A 16963-nucleotide genomic window follows, 5' to 3' on the forward strand; every position below is an offset into this window, starting at 1 on the left:
TGTCACCGCTTTTATTTTTGAAATTGATTGAAGAGTATTTTATTAGGCGGAATTAGATGAAGGCTGCATCGGAATTGTGAATTTACGGTGCAGCCTCTTTCTTTAGTCCTACTCCGCTCGGGTGGTTAATATTTATTGTCGAACCGGCTCTTAATAAAGCAGAAGGAGGCTGCGCCTCAATTAAGACACAGCCTCCCCACTATAAATAGTTGAAGCGCTATAAAAGCCTAACGCATTTCGAGGTAGGTGACCTTGTCCATGTCGCCATAGTCGAGGTTTTCACCACCCATACCCCAGATAAACATGTAGTTGCTCGTTCCGGCAGCGGCGTGTATCGACCATTCGGGCGACATTACGGCCTGCTCGTTGTGAAGCCAGATGAGTCGGTTCTCCTGAGGCTCGCCCATCAGATGACAGATTGCGTTACCTTCGGGAACGTTGAAATAGAAGTAGGCTTCCACGCGGCGGTCGTGGGTGTGAGCCGGCATGGTGTTCCAAACGCTACCGGGCTTGAGTTCGGTAAGTCCCATCTGAAGCTGACAGGGGCCTTCCTCAAGCACATTGGCAACGATGAGCTGATTGATTACTCGGTCGTTGCTCTCCTCCATCGATCCTGCGGCAAAAGAGTTGGCCTTTATGGAGCCTTTGCGACCGTCGATTGTTATGAGCTGGGTCTTATAGGCTTTGTGGGCCGGAGTCGAGTTGATGTAGAATCGAGCAGGATTGGCTGCGTCCTTGCTGCGGAAAGTGACATTCTTGTTGCCACGGCCCACATAGAGGGCATCCTTGAAGTTGAGCTCATAGTCCTTGCCGTCAACACTTACTATGCCGGGGCCGCCGGTGTTGATGACTCCGAGTTCGCGACGTTCAAGGAAGTATTCGGCCTTCAGCGGGTCGATTGTTTCGAGTGTCACCGTCTTTGCAACGGGAACAACGCCACCGAAAATGAGGCGGTCATACATGGAGTAGGTAAGGTTTATCTTATCATTCTCCATGACCTTGGGCATAGTGAAGTGAGAGCGAAGCTGATTGGTGTCGTAGTTCTTGACATCGTCGGGATGGCAGGCTCTCATAATTGTATAGCTTGTCGACTGTGCGCTTGCTCCAAATGCAATTGAAGCAGCTATCAGAGCTGACATGAATAAAGATTTCATTGCAGTTAAGTTTTGGGCTGTTTTGTAATGTAGTTATTTGGTGCGACATTCGGCGGCATATCCAATAGCTTCAGCGCACTTGTCGGATATGTATTGCCAGTCGGCGGCTGCTATCTTGTCCTTGGGGAACAACTTAGAGCCCATTCCCACGCAATAGACGCCTGCAGCAAACCAAGCCGAGATGTTTTCGCGTGTAGGCTCGACGCCTCCTGTCACCATGAGCTTTGACCAGGGCATGGGGGCGGTGAGTCCCTTAACAAATTTCGGGCCGAGGACATCGCCGGGGAATACTTTGCAGAGGTCGCATCCGCACTCCTGTGCAGCGCCTACCTCCGACACGGTTCCGCATCCGGGGGTGTAGGGTACTGAACGGCGGTTGCAGACGCGTGCCACTTCGGGATTGAAGAGCGGGCCAACGACGAAGCATGCTCCAAGCTGCAGATAGAGTGCGGCGGTAGCGGGATCAACCACTGAACCCACACCTACGGCGAGCTCGGGACACTCCTTGGCGGCATACTTGACAACTTCGGCAAATACCTCGTGGGCGAAGTCACCGCGGTTGGTGAACTCAAAAGCTCTCACACCACCGTCGTAGCAGGCTTTTACCACCTGCTTGGCAATCTCGGGATTGGAGTGATAGAACACGGGTACGATGCCGGTTATGCGCATCTTGGCCAATACATCTATTTTATCAAAACGTGCCATATAATCAGTAATTTTCGTATTATCGGGTTATTGTTAAATGCATAATACTATCGCTGTACTCGTCCGTTGGCGTTTCCTCCGGCAAGAGCCTCCACTTCGGCTATGCTGACGAGGTTGAAGTCGCCGGGAACAGTGTGCTTGAGTGCCGATGCAGCTACTGCAAACTCGAGCGCCTCACCTTGGGTCGACATTGTGAGAAGACCGTGAATAAGACCACCTGAGAATGAATCGCCGCCACCTACGCGGTCAACGATGGGGTTGATGTCGTAGCGACGCGACTCGTAGAAGTCGGTGCCGTTGTAGATCATGGCCTTCCAACCGTTGTGGGTTGCCGAGAATGATTCGCGGAGAGTCGACACGACATATTTGAATCCGAACTCTTCGGCCATTGCGCGGAAGATGCCGCGATAGCCTTCGGCTGAAGTTTCACCGGCTTCGACATCGGCATCGGGCTTGAATCCGAGGCATAGTTCGGCATCTTCTTCATTGCCGATGCACACATCGACATATTTCATCAACGGACGCATTACCTGTTGAGCTTTTTCGGTAGTCCACAGCTTCTTGCGGAAATTGAGGTCGACCGATACAATTACACCGTGACGCTTGGCCGCTTCGCAAGCAAGGCGAGTAAGCTCGGCTGCAGCATCGCTTATGGCCGGTGTGATTCCGCTCCAGTGGAACCAGTCGGCACCTTCCATAATCGCGTCAAAGTCGAAGTCTTCGGGCTTTGCTTCGGCGATTGCCGAGTGAGCGCGGTCGTAGATTACCTTTGACGGACGCATCGAGGCTCCTGTTTCGCAGTAGTAGATGCCCACGCGGTCGCCTCCGCGAGCAATAAAGTCGATGTTCACGCCGTAGCGACGGAGTGCGTTTACGGCAGCCTGTCCTATTTCGTGCTTGGGAAGTTTGCTGACAAAGTATGCGTTGTGGCCGTAATTGGCGCAGCTGACTGCGACATTTGCCTCACCTCCACCCCAAATGACATCAAAAGAGTCGACTTGAACAAACCGGCTGTTGCCTTCGGGCGACAGACGGAGCATGATTTCGCCTAATGTAACTATTTTACTCATAGCTAATGACTTTTTTTCGTTTCTTAATATATTAATGTAAGTTATTTATTCGGTCGTTTCAATGCGCTCGGAATTGTCCCTAATCATTGCACGCTGGTTGCGGATTATGAGCACTCGGTTGTACCACATAAGCCCCATCGTGACGATGACAAGGATTCCGGCACCTATCCATTTTAACGATTGACAGCATTGGAATATTATCCATGCGAGCGGACTTGATGCAAAATCAAGGCTTCCACCCTCAAAACCCTGCGGTATAGCTACGGCACTGTCGCCTGTGGCGGCATATACATCCTTGGCTGCAAGCGTGAACCATGAAGCCAGATTGGTGACCATGTACAGACCGATGACGATGACTACAAGACCGATGATGAATGTCTTTACGACATTACCGCGGGTGAAGGGGAGAACGAGGGGAAACACGTAGAACATTCCCGCAAGCGAGGCGAGGGGAAGGAACTGGTTGCCGGGCAGGAATACCGCAAGTGCGATGGTGACGGGAATCAAGAGCAACGACACTACAAGGGTGGTGGGGTGACCGATGACGAGTGCAGGGCTCATGCCGATGTTCAATCCCTCGGCTCCGCGGAACTTGCGTGCGATGAGGCTGCGCGTGGCATCGCTTATGGGCTTCAGTCCCTCGATGAAAAGCACGGTGACGCGAGGAATGAGTTCCATAACGGCACCCATCTTGATTCCGAGTCCGAGTATGTAGGGTATGCGGTCGACTATTTCGGCCCATGAATTGCAAGTAAGGCAGCCGATGGCTATGCCTACAATCACACCGAGGAAGAGGGGTTCGCCGAGTAGTCCGAATTTTTTCTTCAGGCCTTCGGCATCGACATTGAGCTTGTCGAAGCCGGGAATTCGATCAAGACCTTTGTTGATAATCCATGCAAAGGGGGCAAATCCTCCGCAGAAAGGCTGAGGAATCGAGATGCCGTCCATGCCCTCGTAGAAATCCTGGAATTTCTTGGCTGTCATGTCGGCTATAGTAAGCGTGATGGCATAGCATATAATGGCGGCGAAGAATCCCCATGCAAGCGACCCGGATGCGAAGTAGACCACCGCTCCGATGAATGCGAAATGCCAGTAGTTCCAAAGATCAATGTTGACCGTGCGTGTAGTCTTGGTGAAGAGCATCAACAGGTTGACTCCGAGGCACACGGGGATGATGAACGCTCCCACGGCCGTGTTGTAGGCAACGGCTGCGGCAGCGGGCCAGCCCATGTCGAATACATGCAGCTGCAGATCGTAGATGCTGACCACCGTGTCGAGAGCCGGGCCGAGGCTGGATGTGAGCAGGGCGGTGATTACCGACAGTCCCACGAATCCTACACCCACCTTAAGTCCGCTTTTAAGAGCGTCGCCGAATTTGATGCCGATGCACAATCCGAGTACGGTGAAGATTATTGGCATCATCACCGCCGCACCAAGTCCGATTATATATTTGAAAACTTCTTCCATTGCTCTGCGAATTTATTTTACGGTGACTTTCAACGGGCTTTGCGACTTGCGATAGGCGCTTTTCAGCTCCTCCTCCCACTCGTCCATAGTGGCGACATCGCCTTTGCTCCATCCTGAACCCCAGTAGTAGGTGAAGGGGGAGTCGGGTGTGTATTCCACAGGCGCGAGAAGATGACCTATGGCATCGCCTGCGGGGGCGTTGAGCGGCTTGTTGATCATGTCGTCGAATTCACCGGGAACCATTACGCCAACGAATATCACGCCGTTGCCGTTGGCGGCATTGTCGGTAGAGTCGGCATAGGCCATGTAGTGGTTTTCGGTGTCGATCGAGTAGCCGTCGGGATTCTGTCGATGAACGACTATGCCGGGAGCCACACGGCCTTTATCGGAGAGTCCCGAGTAGCTGACAGTCGTGCGGTTGAGGTGTGAACCACGATCAAGGCTAATGACGCGGGTTTCAACTACATTGGTGTCGCTTGCCACTGTCAACGGGTTGTAGACAAGACGGGTGGTGAAGCGCAGCGGGCCGTTGTCGAGGACTTCCCACTCCTTGAAGCAGTAAGGATAGACGATGCTGTCGTTGTCGACAAGGAGAGCGGCTGTGCCTCCTCCAAGAGTGGGACCAACGGCATAGACATCCATCCCGTTGCCGTGGTCGACATGGAATGAAACGCGATTTACGCGGTCCTCATAGTAACGATGCTCGAGAATAGGTGTTTCGACCGACTTTGTCCAGATGTCGTAGCCGAAGGCTCGTTCTCCGCTTGCTTGCAGGGCCGGGCCATAGGCACGATAGGCGCTCTTGTCGTTTTCCCAGGCCATGTCGTCCTTGCGCTCGGGGAACAGGCGACCGTAGACGAGGGTGTCGACGGGAGCGGGAGTGCCGGGACGAAGGGTGTAGTCGGCGCTGCTGTTGGCGGCTACGGTTGCCGGAAATATGAGCAGGTTGTCGTAGGTGAGCTGATAGGGCACTTCATTGCCTTCGGAATTGACAATCACGAAGCTCTCGCCTGCGGGAAGGTTAAGCGAGGCCATGTCGACGGCTGTGATTTCATCAAAACGGTCGATGTCGAGCTGATTGGTGACTGTGATGCTCTTGGTTGAGTTGCTGCACCCTACAGCTGCCACGCCTATTGCGAGGCAGCTGAATAACTTTGTCAATGCATTCATTACTTGGGCTGTTTACCGATGTAAGCAAGTATGCCTCCGTCGACATAGAGTACATGTCCGTTGACGAAGTCGGAAGCGTCGGAAGCGAGGAATACGGCCGGACCTTTGAGGTCGTCGGGAGTTCCCCAGCGAGCTGCCGGAGTCTTTGCGATAATGAATGAGTCGAAGGGGTGGCGGCTTCCGTCGGGCTGGCGTTCACGCAGGGGAGCGGTCTGCTCGGTGGCGATGTAGCCCGGGCCGATGCCGTTGCACTGGATGTTGAATTCGCCATATTCCGATGCGATGTTGCGGGTGAGCATCTTCAATCCGCCCTTTGCAGCTGCATAGGCCGATACGGTTTCACGGCCGAGCTCACTCATCATTGAGCAGATGTTGATGATTTTGCCGTGTCCTTTCTTTTTCATGCCGGGAATGACGGCCTTTGAGCAGATGAACGGTCCAACGAGGTCGACATCAATCACACGACGGAACTCGTCGGCGGCCATCTCCTCCATAGGTATGCGCTTGATTATGCCGGCATTGTTTACAAGAATGTCGATTGTGCCTACGGTGGCTTCAATGTCGGCGACCATGGCCTTTACCGATTCCTCGTCGGTGACATCACAGAGATAGCCTTTGGCGTCGATGCCAAGCTCCTTATAGGCTGCAGCTCCGCGTTCAAGTGTTTCACGACGTGAGCAGTTATATACTATTTTGGCTCCGGCTTCAGCAAATGCCTGAGCTATTGCAAGTCCAATTCCATAAGCGGCTCCGGTTACTAACGCCACTTTTCCTTCAAGAGAAAAATTTACCATAATATATTGGTCTATAAAAATCGGTGTTAAAATAAATCTTTGAATTTCTCGGTTTCTCCCCAGTGATGATCCTTGGGGAAGGGCTGTCCTGACCACGCTTTCTGGCTTGTCCAGGGCTGTTGTGCGTCGGTCCAGAAAGGGTGTGTGGCAGGAAGGCCAAGAGGAAGGAATGACAGTGATGTCATGTAGAGGCTGCCGTTGTTGGTGTACCAGTCGGCGATATTGGGCTGGCGGCCTGCAAATCCAATGGTGAGGAAGCCGCCTTCGTTGAAGTTTTCCTTGTCGTCAAACATGCGGTGCATCACAGCGGTAAGAGCCGAGCGCACTTGTCCGTTGGTGAGTCCGGCGGGAAGCTTTTCGTACCAAGCCATGAGGGCGAGAGGCTGCATGGTGGCCATGCGGTAGGGGATTGAGCGTCCGAATACAGGGAACGTACCTTCGGGTGAAATGAGTCGCTCAAGCACGATGCTGTATTTCTGGGCACGGCGGAGAGCGCGGTTATAGTAGTTGCTGTAGTGGATGCGGGTGTAGGCCTTTGAATCCTTGAGAGCCTGAAGAGTTTCAAGGTACATGGGGTGGAACACATAGCTGCTGTAGTAGTCGAATGCAAATTCGGGGCCGTCGGCATACCATCCGTCGCCGGTGTACCACTCTTCGACTTTGCGGATGGCTGAGTTTACGCGATATTCATCGTATTGTGCTCCGGCCTTTGCGAGCAGTCCCTCGATGGTTGATGAGAACAGCAGCCAGTTGGTGTAGGGAGGGTCGACACGGCGCAACTGTGAGAACTCCTCGATGTAGCGGCTCTTGGTGGTGTCGTCAAGAGGCTCCCACAGCGCATCGTAACCGCGAAGAAAGCTTTCGGCTATATAGGCTGCGTCGACAAGCGCCTGACCGTGACCGCGCCACAACAGGTAGTCAGGGCTCTCGGGATCAACGGCATTGCGGTAGCTTTTGAGAGCCCAATCGCGGAGCTGCTTACGCTTCATGCCTTCGTCGGTTTCATCGTCGGGAAGGGAAAGCCAGGGAGCAATGCCAGCCATGAGGCGTCCGAATGTTTCCATGTAGGTTACGCCCTTGTTGCGTCCGTCCCAGTTGGGGCTTACCTCGACAATCATGTTTTTTTGGAGGTTGCCTTCGGCCATGTTGCTTAGCACGGGAGCTGCCATCTTATAGAGCAGGTCGACCCAGTAGGCACGGTCTTCGTTGCTCTCCTTTTCAAGGAATCGTACGTATTCGCATGCGGCGAGAAGGAATGCTCCCACGCCGAAGTTGGCTGTTGACTTGGAGTCGACCACCTGTCCGGGGATTGCTTTTTCGCCGATGGGCTGAACGTAACCTACTCGGCCGTCCTTCTGCAGGGCTACATTCTTTAGGTAGTTCCAGCCTTTCTGAGCTGCATCGAGGTATTTGGGATCATTCAGATAACCGTTGTTGATGCCCCACAGCAGGCCGTAGGTGAAGAATGCCGTACCGCTTGTTTCGTATCCTGGGGCGTGCTCTTCATCGAGCATTGAGCGCGACCAGTAGCCTTCGGGACGCTGCGAATTGACAACGGCATCGGCCATGTTGCGGTATCTGTCCTCAAAGAATTTTCGGTGCTCATATTCGGCAGGCAGGTCTTTAAGCACCTTTGCGAGTCCTGCAAGAACCCATCCGTCGCCTCGAGCCCAGAAGTCCTTTTTGCCATTGGCGCTTTTGTGCTTGGGATATACGTATTTACCGTCGCGGTAGTAGAGATTCTCCTCGGGGTCAAACATTATGCTGTCGCTATAGGTGATGTATTCATAAAGTTTGTCGAGGTATTGCTTGTTGCCTGTGATTTTGTGAAGTTTAGTCATTACGGGCATAACCATGTAGAGTCCGTCGGCCCACCACCAGTAGTCGTGTTTGGGTGTCGACATTTCATATTCCATAACTTCACGTGCGCGTCGAATGCGTTTGTCGTCGGGCAGGATGTTGTAGAGGTCGGCATAAGTCTGGAAGCATATCTGCCAGTCGCCAAAGAGTACGTAGTCATCGCTTTCGCCATAGCTGTATTTCCAGTTGGCGCGGTCGTTGCTCTTGGCGCCTTTCCACTGGTTGTGCTCGGCCCATTTTTCGGAGTATTCACGGTAGGCGTCATTACCAGTGAGGAAGTAGGCCTCCATGTTGCCGGTGTGATAAGCGGCATTGTCCCAAAAGGCTCTTACCTCGGGAGCGTTGTTGCTCTGCCAATAGGTGTTGACCTTGTCGATGATGGCACGCACTTCCTTGGATTGCTTGGTTGTTGCCGAGAAGGCGGCCACTGACGAAGTGAGCGCCAATCCCACGAGGGAGCAGTTGATGAAAGTGTTAAAGTTCATTAGGATACTTGGTTGTTGATAAAGTTAATAAATAATATATAGGGATCCCCGAAATTATTCATTGTCATGGCAAGACTTTTTCCATATAATAACGAAGACACTGAGAAGCATAATTACTATTTTACAAAATTAGTGAATATTTCCTATAAAGGAGTATAAAATTTAATCTTTGTGGGGTGGTTTTTCATTCAAAATCGCTTTATGGGCCTGATGAGGGGTTCATTTGGGTTTTGGCGGGTTGAAAAAAGTAGTCCGGCCCGTATCACGGTTGGTATGGGCCGGACTATATATATTGTGTGTTTTTCATTATAGTTGCCTTTTATGTTAGGTTTTTAAATAAGGGTTGTATTAGGAAATAAAATTTTATTAACTAATATAAACCTACAATACAAAGATAGCAAAAACTTAATTATTGAGCAAATTTATTTTTGGTGGGCTTATTTTTTAACCTGAGATTATGTTGCAAATTGGAGGATGAAGATGATCTTGAGGATTTGGACTATTGATATATAGGGGATTATGTGGTGAGGAGTTGCGACAATTCAGGGTTGATCATCTTTTGGGGGATGACGGCCTGTAATGCGTGAATGACGCTTTTAAGCATGTTCAGGCGAATGAAATCAGCTCTAAGGTATATCGAAATACTTCGCTTTGAAACAAATCGGCCTTCGATAGGTCGCACATTCTCCCTTTGCGATTCTGACAGAAAGGGGAGGTGCATTTCCGGGATTATAGTGAAACCGCCGTTGATGTCGACGATGCGTATGAGGGTTTCGATGCTTCCGGCTTCATAGATGTGTCGTCCGATACTGCGTGCCTTGCAGAAACTGAACGCGCTTTCGCGCATACATTGTGATTCCTTCATGATCCACATCTTTTCGTGAACGAGATCGGCCGGATTGAATGCCGGCTGATTCATGAGGCAGTCTTTGGCCATATATACGAAGAATGATTCGGTATATAGCGGTATTTCCCTGACTCCTGTCACGGCGTGACCGCTCATAGCTATGCTTATGTCGATATTGCCAAGGCGGAGAGCCTCGATTATGGCATCGCCTTTCATCTCGTTTATGGAGAGTTTGACATCGGGATGGGCATCGGTATATCTCTTAATGAACCGTGGCATTAGGTAAGGTGCTATCGTTGGCCCTATGCCGATTGATAACGGCCCGGAAAGCGCTCCTTTTTGTTCGGCGACAATTTCTGCGATTCGGTCGGCTTCGCTTATTGCTGTCTGTGCCTGAAGAAGGATGATCCGGCCAATGGAGGTGGGAACGACGCTTCGATTGCTTCGCTCAAATATTTTTACACCGAGCTCCTCTTCCAGTTTTAGGAGCAGGGCGCTCAACGTGGGTTGTGTGATGTCGAGTTCGGCGGCAGCTTTCGCGAAGCTGCGGTGGCGGTCGATGGCGATGATGTATTTTAGTTGCTGTAGTGTCATGATAGATAAATTCGATGCAAAGATAGTCAAAATCTGTTGTCGGTCTATCGCTGTGACGGTAATTTTGCAACATGAAAACAGAAGTAATCACGAAAAAGAAGAGATTTCACCGATATTTCCCGACTAAAGGGTATTCGTTATATTGGATATTGCTGGCATATCTTGCGATAGGATATTTCTATCCGGTGATAGGATTGTTGGCTTTGGTGTGCATGATCGCTCCGGTGGCTTTCGCAGTGAGCCGCGGTCGATGGTGGTGTGGAAACGCCTGCCCAAGAGGGAATATGTATGACAGGCTGCTGGCTAAATATTCACCCCACAAGCCTATCCCGGCATTTGTCCGCACTCGGCAATTCCGTATTTTCATGGTGCTTTTTATCTTCACCATGTTTGGAGTGCAGATGTATTTCGCATGGGGTGACTGGAACGCCATGGGACGAGTTTTCTGGACCATCATTCTTGTCACCACGATTGTAGGAGTTACATTGTCGTTTATCTATGCGCCGCGCACATGGTGTTCGTTTTGCCCGATGGGCACTCTCTCATCGTGGGTTACACCGAAGAAAACTCCACTGCCTAAGGCATTTACAAGCGTAAATGTGGATGCGTCGTGTCAAATGAAATGCAAGAGTTGCGCGAGAGTGTGTCCTATGCAGCTCACTCCCTACGACAGCCGGGGAGAAGCGATGGGCTACCTTAATGCCGACTGTATAAAATGTGGCAAGTGTGTAGTTTCATGCCCGTTGAAGATAATGAAAATCAAACCTCAAACCCTTATAAACCAATGATAGAAGTTGATAGAAAGCTGTGTCCGCATGACCATGTGTGTCCGCTGATACGTATTTGCCCGGTGGGAGCTATAACGCAAGGTGACGACGGCTACCCGATAGTAGACCATGACAAATGCATTGAGTGTGGAAAATGTGTGCGCTCCTGCCCCAAGAAGGCAATGCAGAATAGGCGCGTATAATGCCGGAGATTTCTTATAAGTATCATGATGGTATTAATTAGAATTGGATTCAATTGATGTGGCTGATGAGCTGTTTTGCTATGTTGGTATGTTGTAACGAATTAAGTCGCGACAACAGGAATGAACTTCATCTATAATTTCACGGCATCGGGCCTCCGGTAGCTTGATTTTTGTGCCGACTGCGATAAAATCGGACAATCGAGGTCGGCCTGTGCCGTTGACCGATGTTGCGTGCTCGCCGTTATATCCTTCGGTGCATAGCGTGAGGTCGTAGGCCGGTGCAAGCCGCCATTGCCATGCTCTTGTATTGTAGTCTTTGACCACATAAAAACTGAAATTTTTGCAATGATCGTCTTTGTTGTCGGTGAGATAATTGAACAGCATACGGCGATACATCTGCTCCACATCTTCACGGTTTTGAGTCAGGTAGCCGGTAAGGGCAAGAAGATTTGAGTAATCCATAAACGGTTCACGAAGAGATATACACAACAGGCCTCCTGCTGTTGCTGTGTGTAGGCGATTTCCTTCACTGTCGATGTCGAACCGTCGATATGCGAAATACCGTCCGTTAATGAGGCGGAAATCAGGTACTGTAATTCCGCATTTTTGAGCGATTTCGTTATATCGATACTCTTGAAGTCCTTTATCTGTAGGGTCGTATGTATGCCTGAATTTGATAATCCAGTGCCCTTCGGAATCCGAAAATACCGCTTTCGGGCGAGCGCCACCGCTGTTTCCTCTATTGTATAGCAACAGCCCGGCATCGCTATCCTGTTGCTCTTTGAGCACTTCGAGGGCCGTTTGTTGAAGTCGGTCGAAATCGGTTATAGGTTCCTTAGGTTCAATGTTAATTGAAGGGGAATAGGTGAGTGCGCCCATGCCGTTGTCGCCTACAATTGCGAGCCGGTCCAATGATGACAAATCGGAATCGTTGACCCCTTTTCGCAGCAATGCCTTGTGAAGAAGATAGCGGCCGTATCCGTCGGGAAGGCTATCCTCAAAAATGCCGAAATTGCCGTAAAACGGCTGGGGCTTGGCTATGAATACACCCGGCTTTAGCGGCAGTTCAAGTGGAGATATGCTAAAACCGTCGGCAAGCCATGATTTGTCGTACTCGAAGACATTCAGATGATTGTCGGGCGTAAGCGACAATGTGCCCACCGTTTGTCCGCGAAACATTACTTTAAGCTTTCCGGTTTTTCTCATTTCTTCTTATTTTTAACGTATGCCCTTTTGTTGCCACTTTTGCTGCGAATCATGTCAAGTTCTTCCATCGTGTCAAATTTGGATTTGCCGAATAGATTGCGGACATCTGAAGTATGTCCCAAGGCCATCGCCAACTTTATAAGCGATTCAAAGGCAATAAGCCCCTTTTGCTCAAATCGGGCGACGGTAGACAAAGGCACTCCCGACAGCTCGGAAATGTGTTGCCGTGTAATGTTTTTTTCAACGCGCCTTTTACGGAAATTTTCAGCAACTTCTCGGGCTATATCATCGGAATTATCAAGAGTAAAATTTTCTAATACAGATAATATATTGTTATTATTAGTGTTTTGTGCCATAATACTGCTAATATTATGATACAAATGTAGTCAATAATTATGAGATGAGCAATAGAATTGCGAACATTTGCAAATGACCCGGAATCGGGTAGGGCGCGGAATGTGCTTCTTGATTGAAAATTGATTGCGAATAGGGTTATCGAGATTTCCGCCTTAATCTTTTATCAACTAAAGCCAGATATTTTAATCCCGTTTGGTCGATTGCGCTTTCCGGTCGCTCAATTCGACATGCTGAGTATATGGCATTTAACAGTCCCGGAATCGCACCTAATACAGGTGAAGCCAGGAAACCCAATCCTGCTGCGATGGTTCCGCATATTGTGCCAAAAACGATGTCCCCAAGATGACTTTCGTTCATTCGTGCTGATAGTTCTTCTTTAGCAGCCTTCATTTCGTCAAGTACCATTGTGAATAGTGGTGATTCAGGGGTAATTGTTGGATTTAGAGCTATTTGCTCTACCTTATTGCTAAATGCGGTCAGTAAATCATGATGCCTGTCCTTAAATTGTCTAAGATGTGTCAAATCTATTTGTTTAGGATACGGTATCATTTCTTTAAGTATTAAATCTCTTTTGTATTGTCTTGTCCGTAATTCAATATCCTTGTTTTGTGCATATACTGTAGAGAAACAATTGTCGGTTATTCGATCTGTGACCGGTTGATAATCTATTTTGCAGGCCACTACTGAAGTTATAAAATTCATAAGTTCATAGGCGGTTTTAGGCTCCACACCATACCAATAATCATCTATCCGTTCAGCTAATCCCATCTGAATGAGGTTATAGAAAACGCCATTGTTAAGTTTGTCGGCGTGCATGTGAACCCCATTTTCCCTGAATGAGTATTTTCCCGCATGGATGTGACTGATTCCGTTTCTTTGAATTGGTAATCTTCGCCGTTTCAATATGCCTTTGTTCTGATTCAGGTACTCATCAAACATTCTTGTGACCTCCCACGGATTATCAAGAACATTCATAGGGTTAACCGGAGTAATCAGCTCATTTTGAACCGCTTCTCTCATGAATGGTTCATATCGCTCCGGTTCATGAAAGTATTGGGTCGGTACAATAGAACTTACATTGTCGTAGTAGGGCAAGGTGCGGATAGTCCACTCTGTATCAGGCAGATTTATATACGGGTAATATAATAGATTCATTTTTTTGTTTTGATTATTAGTTGTATTCAGAATCATTCATGGAAAACGAATATATGAATTTGTCTATTCGTTTAACATAAAACCGCTTCGTGTTGTTGCTTTCTGTCATAAATAATTTTCTTGGACTATAAATTTAGAGGATTGACGGAATAATTTCCATCCGGATTATCTTGAAGGAATTGAGACAAAATATTGAAACTTTCAATAGGAGGGTGCGCCGTAAACCTTTATTATGACACACCCTCTTTGCCGTATTTACACATAATTTGAGCCGATTTTGCCATGTATTCATCACATTTGAGCCGATACGTTTCTGTTACCTCTGACTTGCGATGTCTTACCATTGCATTTTTCCTTTTTTGTCGTATCTATATGGCGATTCCGACTGTTCTGGTATTAATGATTTTCAGCTTGTTGCCAATACGGTAATTTTCAAAATCCGCAACAACCCGCGCAACAAAAAAGCATCAAAAATGATGCGATTTTTGTTACCTGTAACAGGTAAGTTGTTGGTCGTTAGGCGTTGTTTACTTGCCGATGCAGCATATTAGACCAATTGACTACCAATAGTTTGAAACTTAAATGGTATAAAAGTCTGATTTTGCCCCTTTTTCTGCGCTGAACTTTTGCAAAGATAATGCGTTTTTTCGGTACAAAGAAAACAAATGAAAAGACTTTGATAAAAAAGGCGATTTTGGGTGTAATTTTGTAAGTCTTTCAATGATATTTACGAAAGATGTTGTAGGGTGTTTCATCTGTTATTATGTTGTGATTATACCGCAGATTATTTCTCCAAGATTGAATACGAAGTGACTTATACCGATTGCTGGCGAAAAGAAAAATCAGTCGGGTAAATCTTCCTTTTCCCTCTGTTTGACTTGACTTTATTGCCCGTGTATATAAAACGGTCATTAAAGTCAAGTTGAGAGTGGAGACATATCTTTTTCTTTTGGCAAGCCAATAATTATGCACATTCGTTGGCTATTTCAAAACATATTACTACTTTTGTATTGTAAATGTCAATATAGTGAATATAATGGCGATATATAGTATTTAATCATCAGTATAGTGATATATAAATATGAAAGATTTGTTTGAATACTCCACTCCTGAGCTAGTACGCATGTTGGGTACTCGTTTTAAGGAATATAGAATGCGGTGCAATCTGACACAAAAAGAAGTGTCGGAACTTTCAGGTGTCGGGCTTACTACCATACACAAGTTTGAAAATGGCACGGCAGGCAACCTTTCATTGTCAACATTTATTCTCTTGTTGAAGGTCGTCGGTCAGATTAATTCTTTAGACGATATTTTGCCGGAATTGCCCGAATCGCCTTATCTTATGCGTGAAAATGAGAAAAAAGCGCAACGAATCAGACACTCTAAATAAGACATACAGATATGATGAAGTCGTTAAAAATAATACTTTGGGAAGAAGAAATTGGTCGTTTGGCTTGGGATGAACGCCGACATCTTTCTTATTTCACATATAATCCCGATTTTATCAGAAAAGGATTGAATATATCCCCTTTGGTTGCACCTGTTGATGGTACCAGAGGGCTGTTGCCTGTTTGGGGTGAAGATGCCAAGATTTACCAGAAGCTTCCGGCATTTGTCGCAGATTCATTGCCTGATGCCTGGGGTAACCAATTGTTTGATTTATGGCGTCAACAGCAAAAAATATCCAATTCAGAGATAAATCCGTTGGATAAGCTCTCGTTTATAGGCAGACGAGGAATGGGAGCGTTAGAATTTATTCCGGAAACTAACAGGGAGCGAAGAACAGAAAAAATAGATGTTAAGTCGTTGGCAGATTTGGCAGAACGCATTTTTGTAGAAAGGGAGAATGCCCGTATTATGCCGGAGGAGTCCATAACCATGCAATCTTTGTTGACTGTAGGTACATCCGCTGGGGGGCGTCAGCCGAAAGCGATTATTGCGATAAACAGAGAAACAGGAGAGATACGAAGCGGTCAAATTGCAGCTTTGGAAGGATATGACTATTATCTTCTCAAATTTGGTAACTCCGAATATTGTTCGGCAGAATTAGAAATGACTTATTATAAGTTGGCAACTATGGCAGGTATAAATATGATGCCGTCAATGTTATATTCAGTGGATGGAAACAATCATTTTTTAACCAGACGGTTTGATCGTAATGGTGGAAAAAAGATTCATACACAGACTTTGGCTGCCATATATCCCGATGCAGAGAGTTATGAGCAATTGATATCTGTTTGCCGTAAGCTCCGTCTGCCTGATGCGGATTGTCAGGAAGTATTTCGAAGAATGGTCTTCAATATTCTGTCGAATAACACAGACGACCATAACAAGAACTTTTCATTTATTATGAATGAAGATGGTGCCTGGCGTCTTGCTCCTGCATACGATATTACCTACATCATTGACAGGGGCGGTTATTTGCCGAACAAGGAGCATTGCATGTATATTCGAGCCAAACTGTATGACATCACACGCTCGGATGTTATTGAATTTGCCCGTGATAACGGAATTCGTCGCCCCGATGCTATCATCAAAGATGTTGTTTCTTCATTGAAGCAATTCCGTACAATAGCAATCGAGAATGGTGTGTCAGAATCATGGATAGGCAGAGTAGAGTCAACTATCGCCAACCACCTGAAGGTATGGGGCGAATGGGAGTGCGAAGTCGAAGATGCTGCAATGGAAATCGATGGACACACCATTAGCAATATGCGTGTTGAGCAAACTTATAAAGGGAATTACCATCTGCTGGCAAGCATTGATGGCGTAGAAAGGAAATTTGTGATAAATAAAAAGAATACAGACTTTGCCTGTATAGAACAAATTGGTTTGGCAAATCTTACGACTGAGTATTTGAAAACTCTGGTGGAAAAATGTTTTAATCTGTAAGGTTAAGTTATGCTGACCAAAAGAAAACCCCTTTACAATGAGGATGCTGGGTGATCATTATGATGTTTGCGTTACGATAATTATGTAATGGTAGAAATCAGTATTTTCAGTTATTCGAAAAATTCAAATAACTGAAAATACTCTATCACAACATATCATATAATATGCAAAACCGAGCTATTTTGTTTACTATATGATACATTGAGGTCTTAAAGCATATCAACCAAGACAATATTT

At 47.5% G+C, this 16963-nt stretch carries 15 protein-coding genes; 4 read left to right on the top strand and 11 right to left on the bottom strand.

The features are described 5' to 3' along the window. Nucleotides 1–227 precede the first annotated feature (227 nt). From kduI to E5354_RS08840, 8 genes are all read right to left on the bottom strand, one after another. A complete protein-coding gene (kduI, locus tag E5354_RS08805; protein WP_123396285.1) occupies nucleotides 228–1154 on the bottom strand; it encodes a 5-dehydro-4-deoxy-D-glucuronate isomerase in 927 nt (308 codons plus the stop codon). A gap of 33 nt (nucleotides 1155–1187) precedes the next feature. Further along, nucleotides 1188–1859 (bottom strand): bifunctional 4-hydroxy-2-oxoglutarate aldolase/2-dehydro-3-deoxy-phosphogluconate aldolase, encoded by a 672-nt coding sequence (locus tag E5354_RS08810; RefSeq protein ID WP_123396286.1) that lies wholly within the window; start codon nucleotides 1857–1859, stop codon nucleotides 1188–1190. Between the two features lie 47 nt (nucleotides 1860–1906). After that, the gene (locus E5354_RS08815) at nucleotides 1907–2929 is read right to left on the bottom strand and encodes a sugar kinase (protein ID WP_135947224.1); all 1023 of its coding nucleotides are present in this window, start codon (nucleotides 2927–2929) and stop codon (nucleotides 1907–1909) included. Between the two features lie 45 nt (nucleotides 2930–2974). Then, nucleotides 2975–4396 carry a PTS galactitol transporter subunit IIC gene (locus tag E5354_RS08820; protein ID WP_135947225.1) on the bottom strand — a complete coding sequence of 474 codons (1422 nt, stop codon included), beginning with the start codon at nucleotides 4394–4396 and terminating at the stop codon, nucleotides 2975–2977. A gap of 12 nt (nucleotides 4397–4408) precedes the next feature. Further along, nucleotides 4409–5557 (bottom strand): DUF4861 domain-containing protein, encoded by a 1149-nt coding sequence (locus tag E5354_RS08825; protein ID WP_370271607.1) that lies wholly within the window; start codon nucleotides 5555–5557, stop codon nucleotides 4409–4411. A gap of 8 nt (nucleotides 5558–5565) precedes the next feature. Continuing rightward, nucleotides 5566–6360: a gluconate 5-dehydrogenase gene (locus E5354_RS08830; RefSeq protein WP_123396290.1), complete on the bottom strand. Its 795-nt coding sequence runs from the start codon at nucleotides 6358–6360 to the stop codon at nucleotides 5566–5568. A gap of 26 nt (nucleotides 6361–6386) precedes the next feature. Next, a complete protein-coding gene (locus E5354_RS08835) occupies nucleotides 6387–8705 on the bottom strand; it encodes a DUF2264 domain-containing protein (RefSeq protein WP_135947227.1) in 2319 nt (772 codons plus the stop codon). A 517-nt stretch (nucleotides 8706–9222) separates the two neighbouring features. Next, a complete protein-coding gene (locus tag E5354_RS08840) occupies nucleotides 9223–10146 on the bottom strand; it encodes a LysR substrate-binding domain-containing protein (RefSeq protein WP_135947228.1) in 924 nt (307 codons plus the stop codon). 71 nt (nucleotides 10147–10217) lie between these two features. Here E5354_RS08840 and E5354_RS08845 point away from each other — a divergent pair, with 71 nt between their 5' ends. Beyond that, nucleotides 10218–10934 (top strand): 4Fe-4S binding protein, encoded by a 717-nt coding sequence (locus tag E5354_RS08845; RefSeq protein WP_123396294.1) that lies wholly within the window; start codon nucleotides 10218–10220, stop codon nucleotides 10932–10934. Next, on the top strand, nucleotides 10931–11116 hold the full coding sequence (locus tag E5354_RS08850) for a 4Fe-4S dicluster domain-containing protein (protein ID WP_123396295.1): 186 nt from the start codon (nucleotides 10931–10933) through the stop codon (nucleotides 11114–11116). The genes E5354_RS08845 and E5354_RS08850 overlap by 4 nt, the downstream gene beginning before the upstream one ends. A gap of 78 nt (nucleotides 11117–11194) precedes the next feature. Here E5354_RS08850 and E5354_RS08855 read toward each other — a convergent pair whose 3' ends face one another. The 3 genes from E5354_RS08855 to E5354_RS08865 form a co-directional block, all read right to left on the bottom strand. After that, on the bottom strand, nucleotides 11195–12322 hold the full coding sequence (locus E5354_RS08855) for a type II toxin-antitoxin system HipA family toxin (protein ID WP_123396296.1): 1128 nt from the start codon (nucleotides 12320–12322) through the stop codon (nucleotides 11195–11197). After that, nucleotides 12319–12678: a helix-turn-helix domain-containing protein gene (locus E5354_RS08860; RefSeq protein WP_123396297.1), complete on the bottom strand. Its 360-nt coding sequence runs from the start codon at nucleotides 12676–12678 to the stop codon at nucleotides 12319–12321. Before E5354_RS08860 ends, E5354_RS08855 begins: the two co-directional genes overlap by 4 nt. Nucleotides 12679–12814: 136 nt before the next feature. Beyond that, nucleotides 12815–13834, bottom strand: coding sequence for a kinase (locus tag E5354_RS08865; protein WP_135947229.1), 1020 nt, complete (start codon nucleotides 13832–13834; stop codon nucleotides 12815–12817). Between the two features lie 1081 nt (nucleotides 13835–14915). Between E5354_RS08865 and E5354_RS08875 the strand changes: the two genes are divergently transcribed. Together E5354_RS08875 and E5354_RS08880 are read left to right on the top strand one after the other, a co-directional pair. Next, nucleotides 14916–15224, top strand: a complete 309-nt coding sequence (locus E5354_RS08875; RefSeq protein WP_013612025.1) for a helix-turn-helix domain-containing protein — start codon at nucleotides 14916–14918, stop codon at nucleotides 15222–15224. A gap of 11 nt (nucleotides 15225–15235) precedes the next feature. Further along, the gene (locus tag E5354_RS08880) at nucleotides 15236–16726 is read left to right on the top strand and encodes a type II toxin-antitoxin system HipA family toxin (RefSeq protein ID WP_135947230.1); all 1491 of its coding nucleotides are present in this window, start codon (nucleotides 15236–15238) and stop codon (nucleotides 16724–16726) included. The last annotated feature ends 237 nt before the right edge of the window (nucleotides 16727–16963 follow it).

The organism is Muribaculum sp. NM65_B17 (assembly GCF_004793735.1).
In the GTDB taxonomy this organism is placed as follows: Bacteria; Bacteroidota; Bacteroidia; order Bacteroidales; family Muribaculaceae; genus Muribaculum; species Muribaculum gordoncarteri.

Excerpts from the sequence above, each read along its gene's own strand:
- kduI (WP_123396285.1), bottom strand. The coding sequence starts at position 1,154 with ATGAAATCTTTATTCATGTCAGCTCTGATAGCTGCTTCAATTGCATTT.
- E5354_RS08810 (WP_123396286.1), bottom strand. The coding sequence starts at position 1,859 with ATGGCACGTTTTGATAAAATAGATGTATTGGCCAAGATGCGCATAACC.
- E5354_RS08815 (WP_135947224.1), bottom strand. The coding sequence starts at position 2,929 with ATGAGTAAAATAGTTACATTAGGCGAAATCATGCTCCGTCTGTCGCCC.
- E5354_RS08820 (WP_135947225.1), bottom strand. The coding sequence starts at position 4,396 with ATGGAAGAAGTTTTCAAATATATAATCGGACTTGGTGCGGCGGTGATG.
- E5354_RS08830 (WP_123396290.1), bottom strand. The coding sequence starts at position 6,360 with ATGGTAAATTTTTCTCTTGAAGGAAAAGTGGCGTTAGTAACCGGAGCC.
- E5354_RS08835 (WP_135947227.1), bottom strand. The coding sequence starts at position 8,705 with ATGAACTTTAACACTTTCATCAACTGCTCCCTCGTGGGATTGGCGCTC.
- E5354_RS08840 (WP_135947228.1), bottom strand. The coding sequence starts at position 10,146 with ATGACACTACAGCAACTAAAATACATCATCGCCATCGACCGCCACCGC.
- E5354_RS08845 (WP_123396294.1), top strand. The coding sequence starts at position 10,218 with ATGAAAACAGAAGTAATCACGAAAAAGAAGAGATTTCACCGATATTTC.
- E5354_RS08850 (WP_123396295.1), top strand. The coding sequence starts at position 10,931 with ATGATAGAAGTTGATAGAAAGCTGTGTCCGCATGACCATGTGTGTCCG.
- E5354_RS08855 (WP_123396296.1), bottom strand. The coding sequence starts at position 12,322 with ATGAGAAAAACCGGAAAGCTTAAAGTAATGTTTCGCGGACAAACGGTG.
- E5354_RS08860 (WP_123396297.1), bottom strand. The coding sequence starts at position 12,678 with ATGGCACAAAACACTAATAATAACAATATATTATCTGTATTAGAAAAT.
- E5354_RS08865 (WP_135947229.1), bottom strand. The coding sequence starts at position 13,834 with ATGAATCTATTATATTACCCGTATATAAATCTGCCTGATACAGAGTGG.
- E5354_RS08875 (WP_013612025.1), top strand. The coding sequence starts at position 14,916 with ATGAAAGATTTGTTTGAATACTCCACTCCTGAGCTAGTACGCATGTTG.
- E5354_RS08880 (WP_135947230.1), top strand. The coding sequence starts at position 15,236 with ATGATGAAGTCGTTAAAAATAATACTTTGGGAAGAAGAAATTGGTCGT.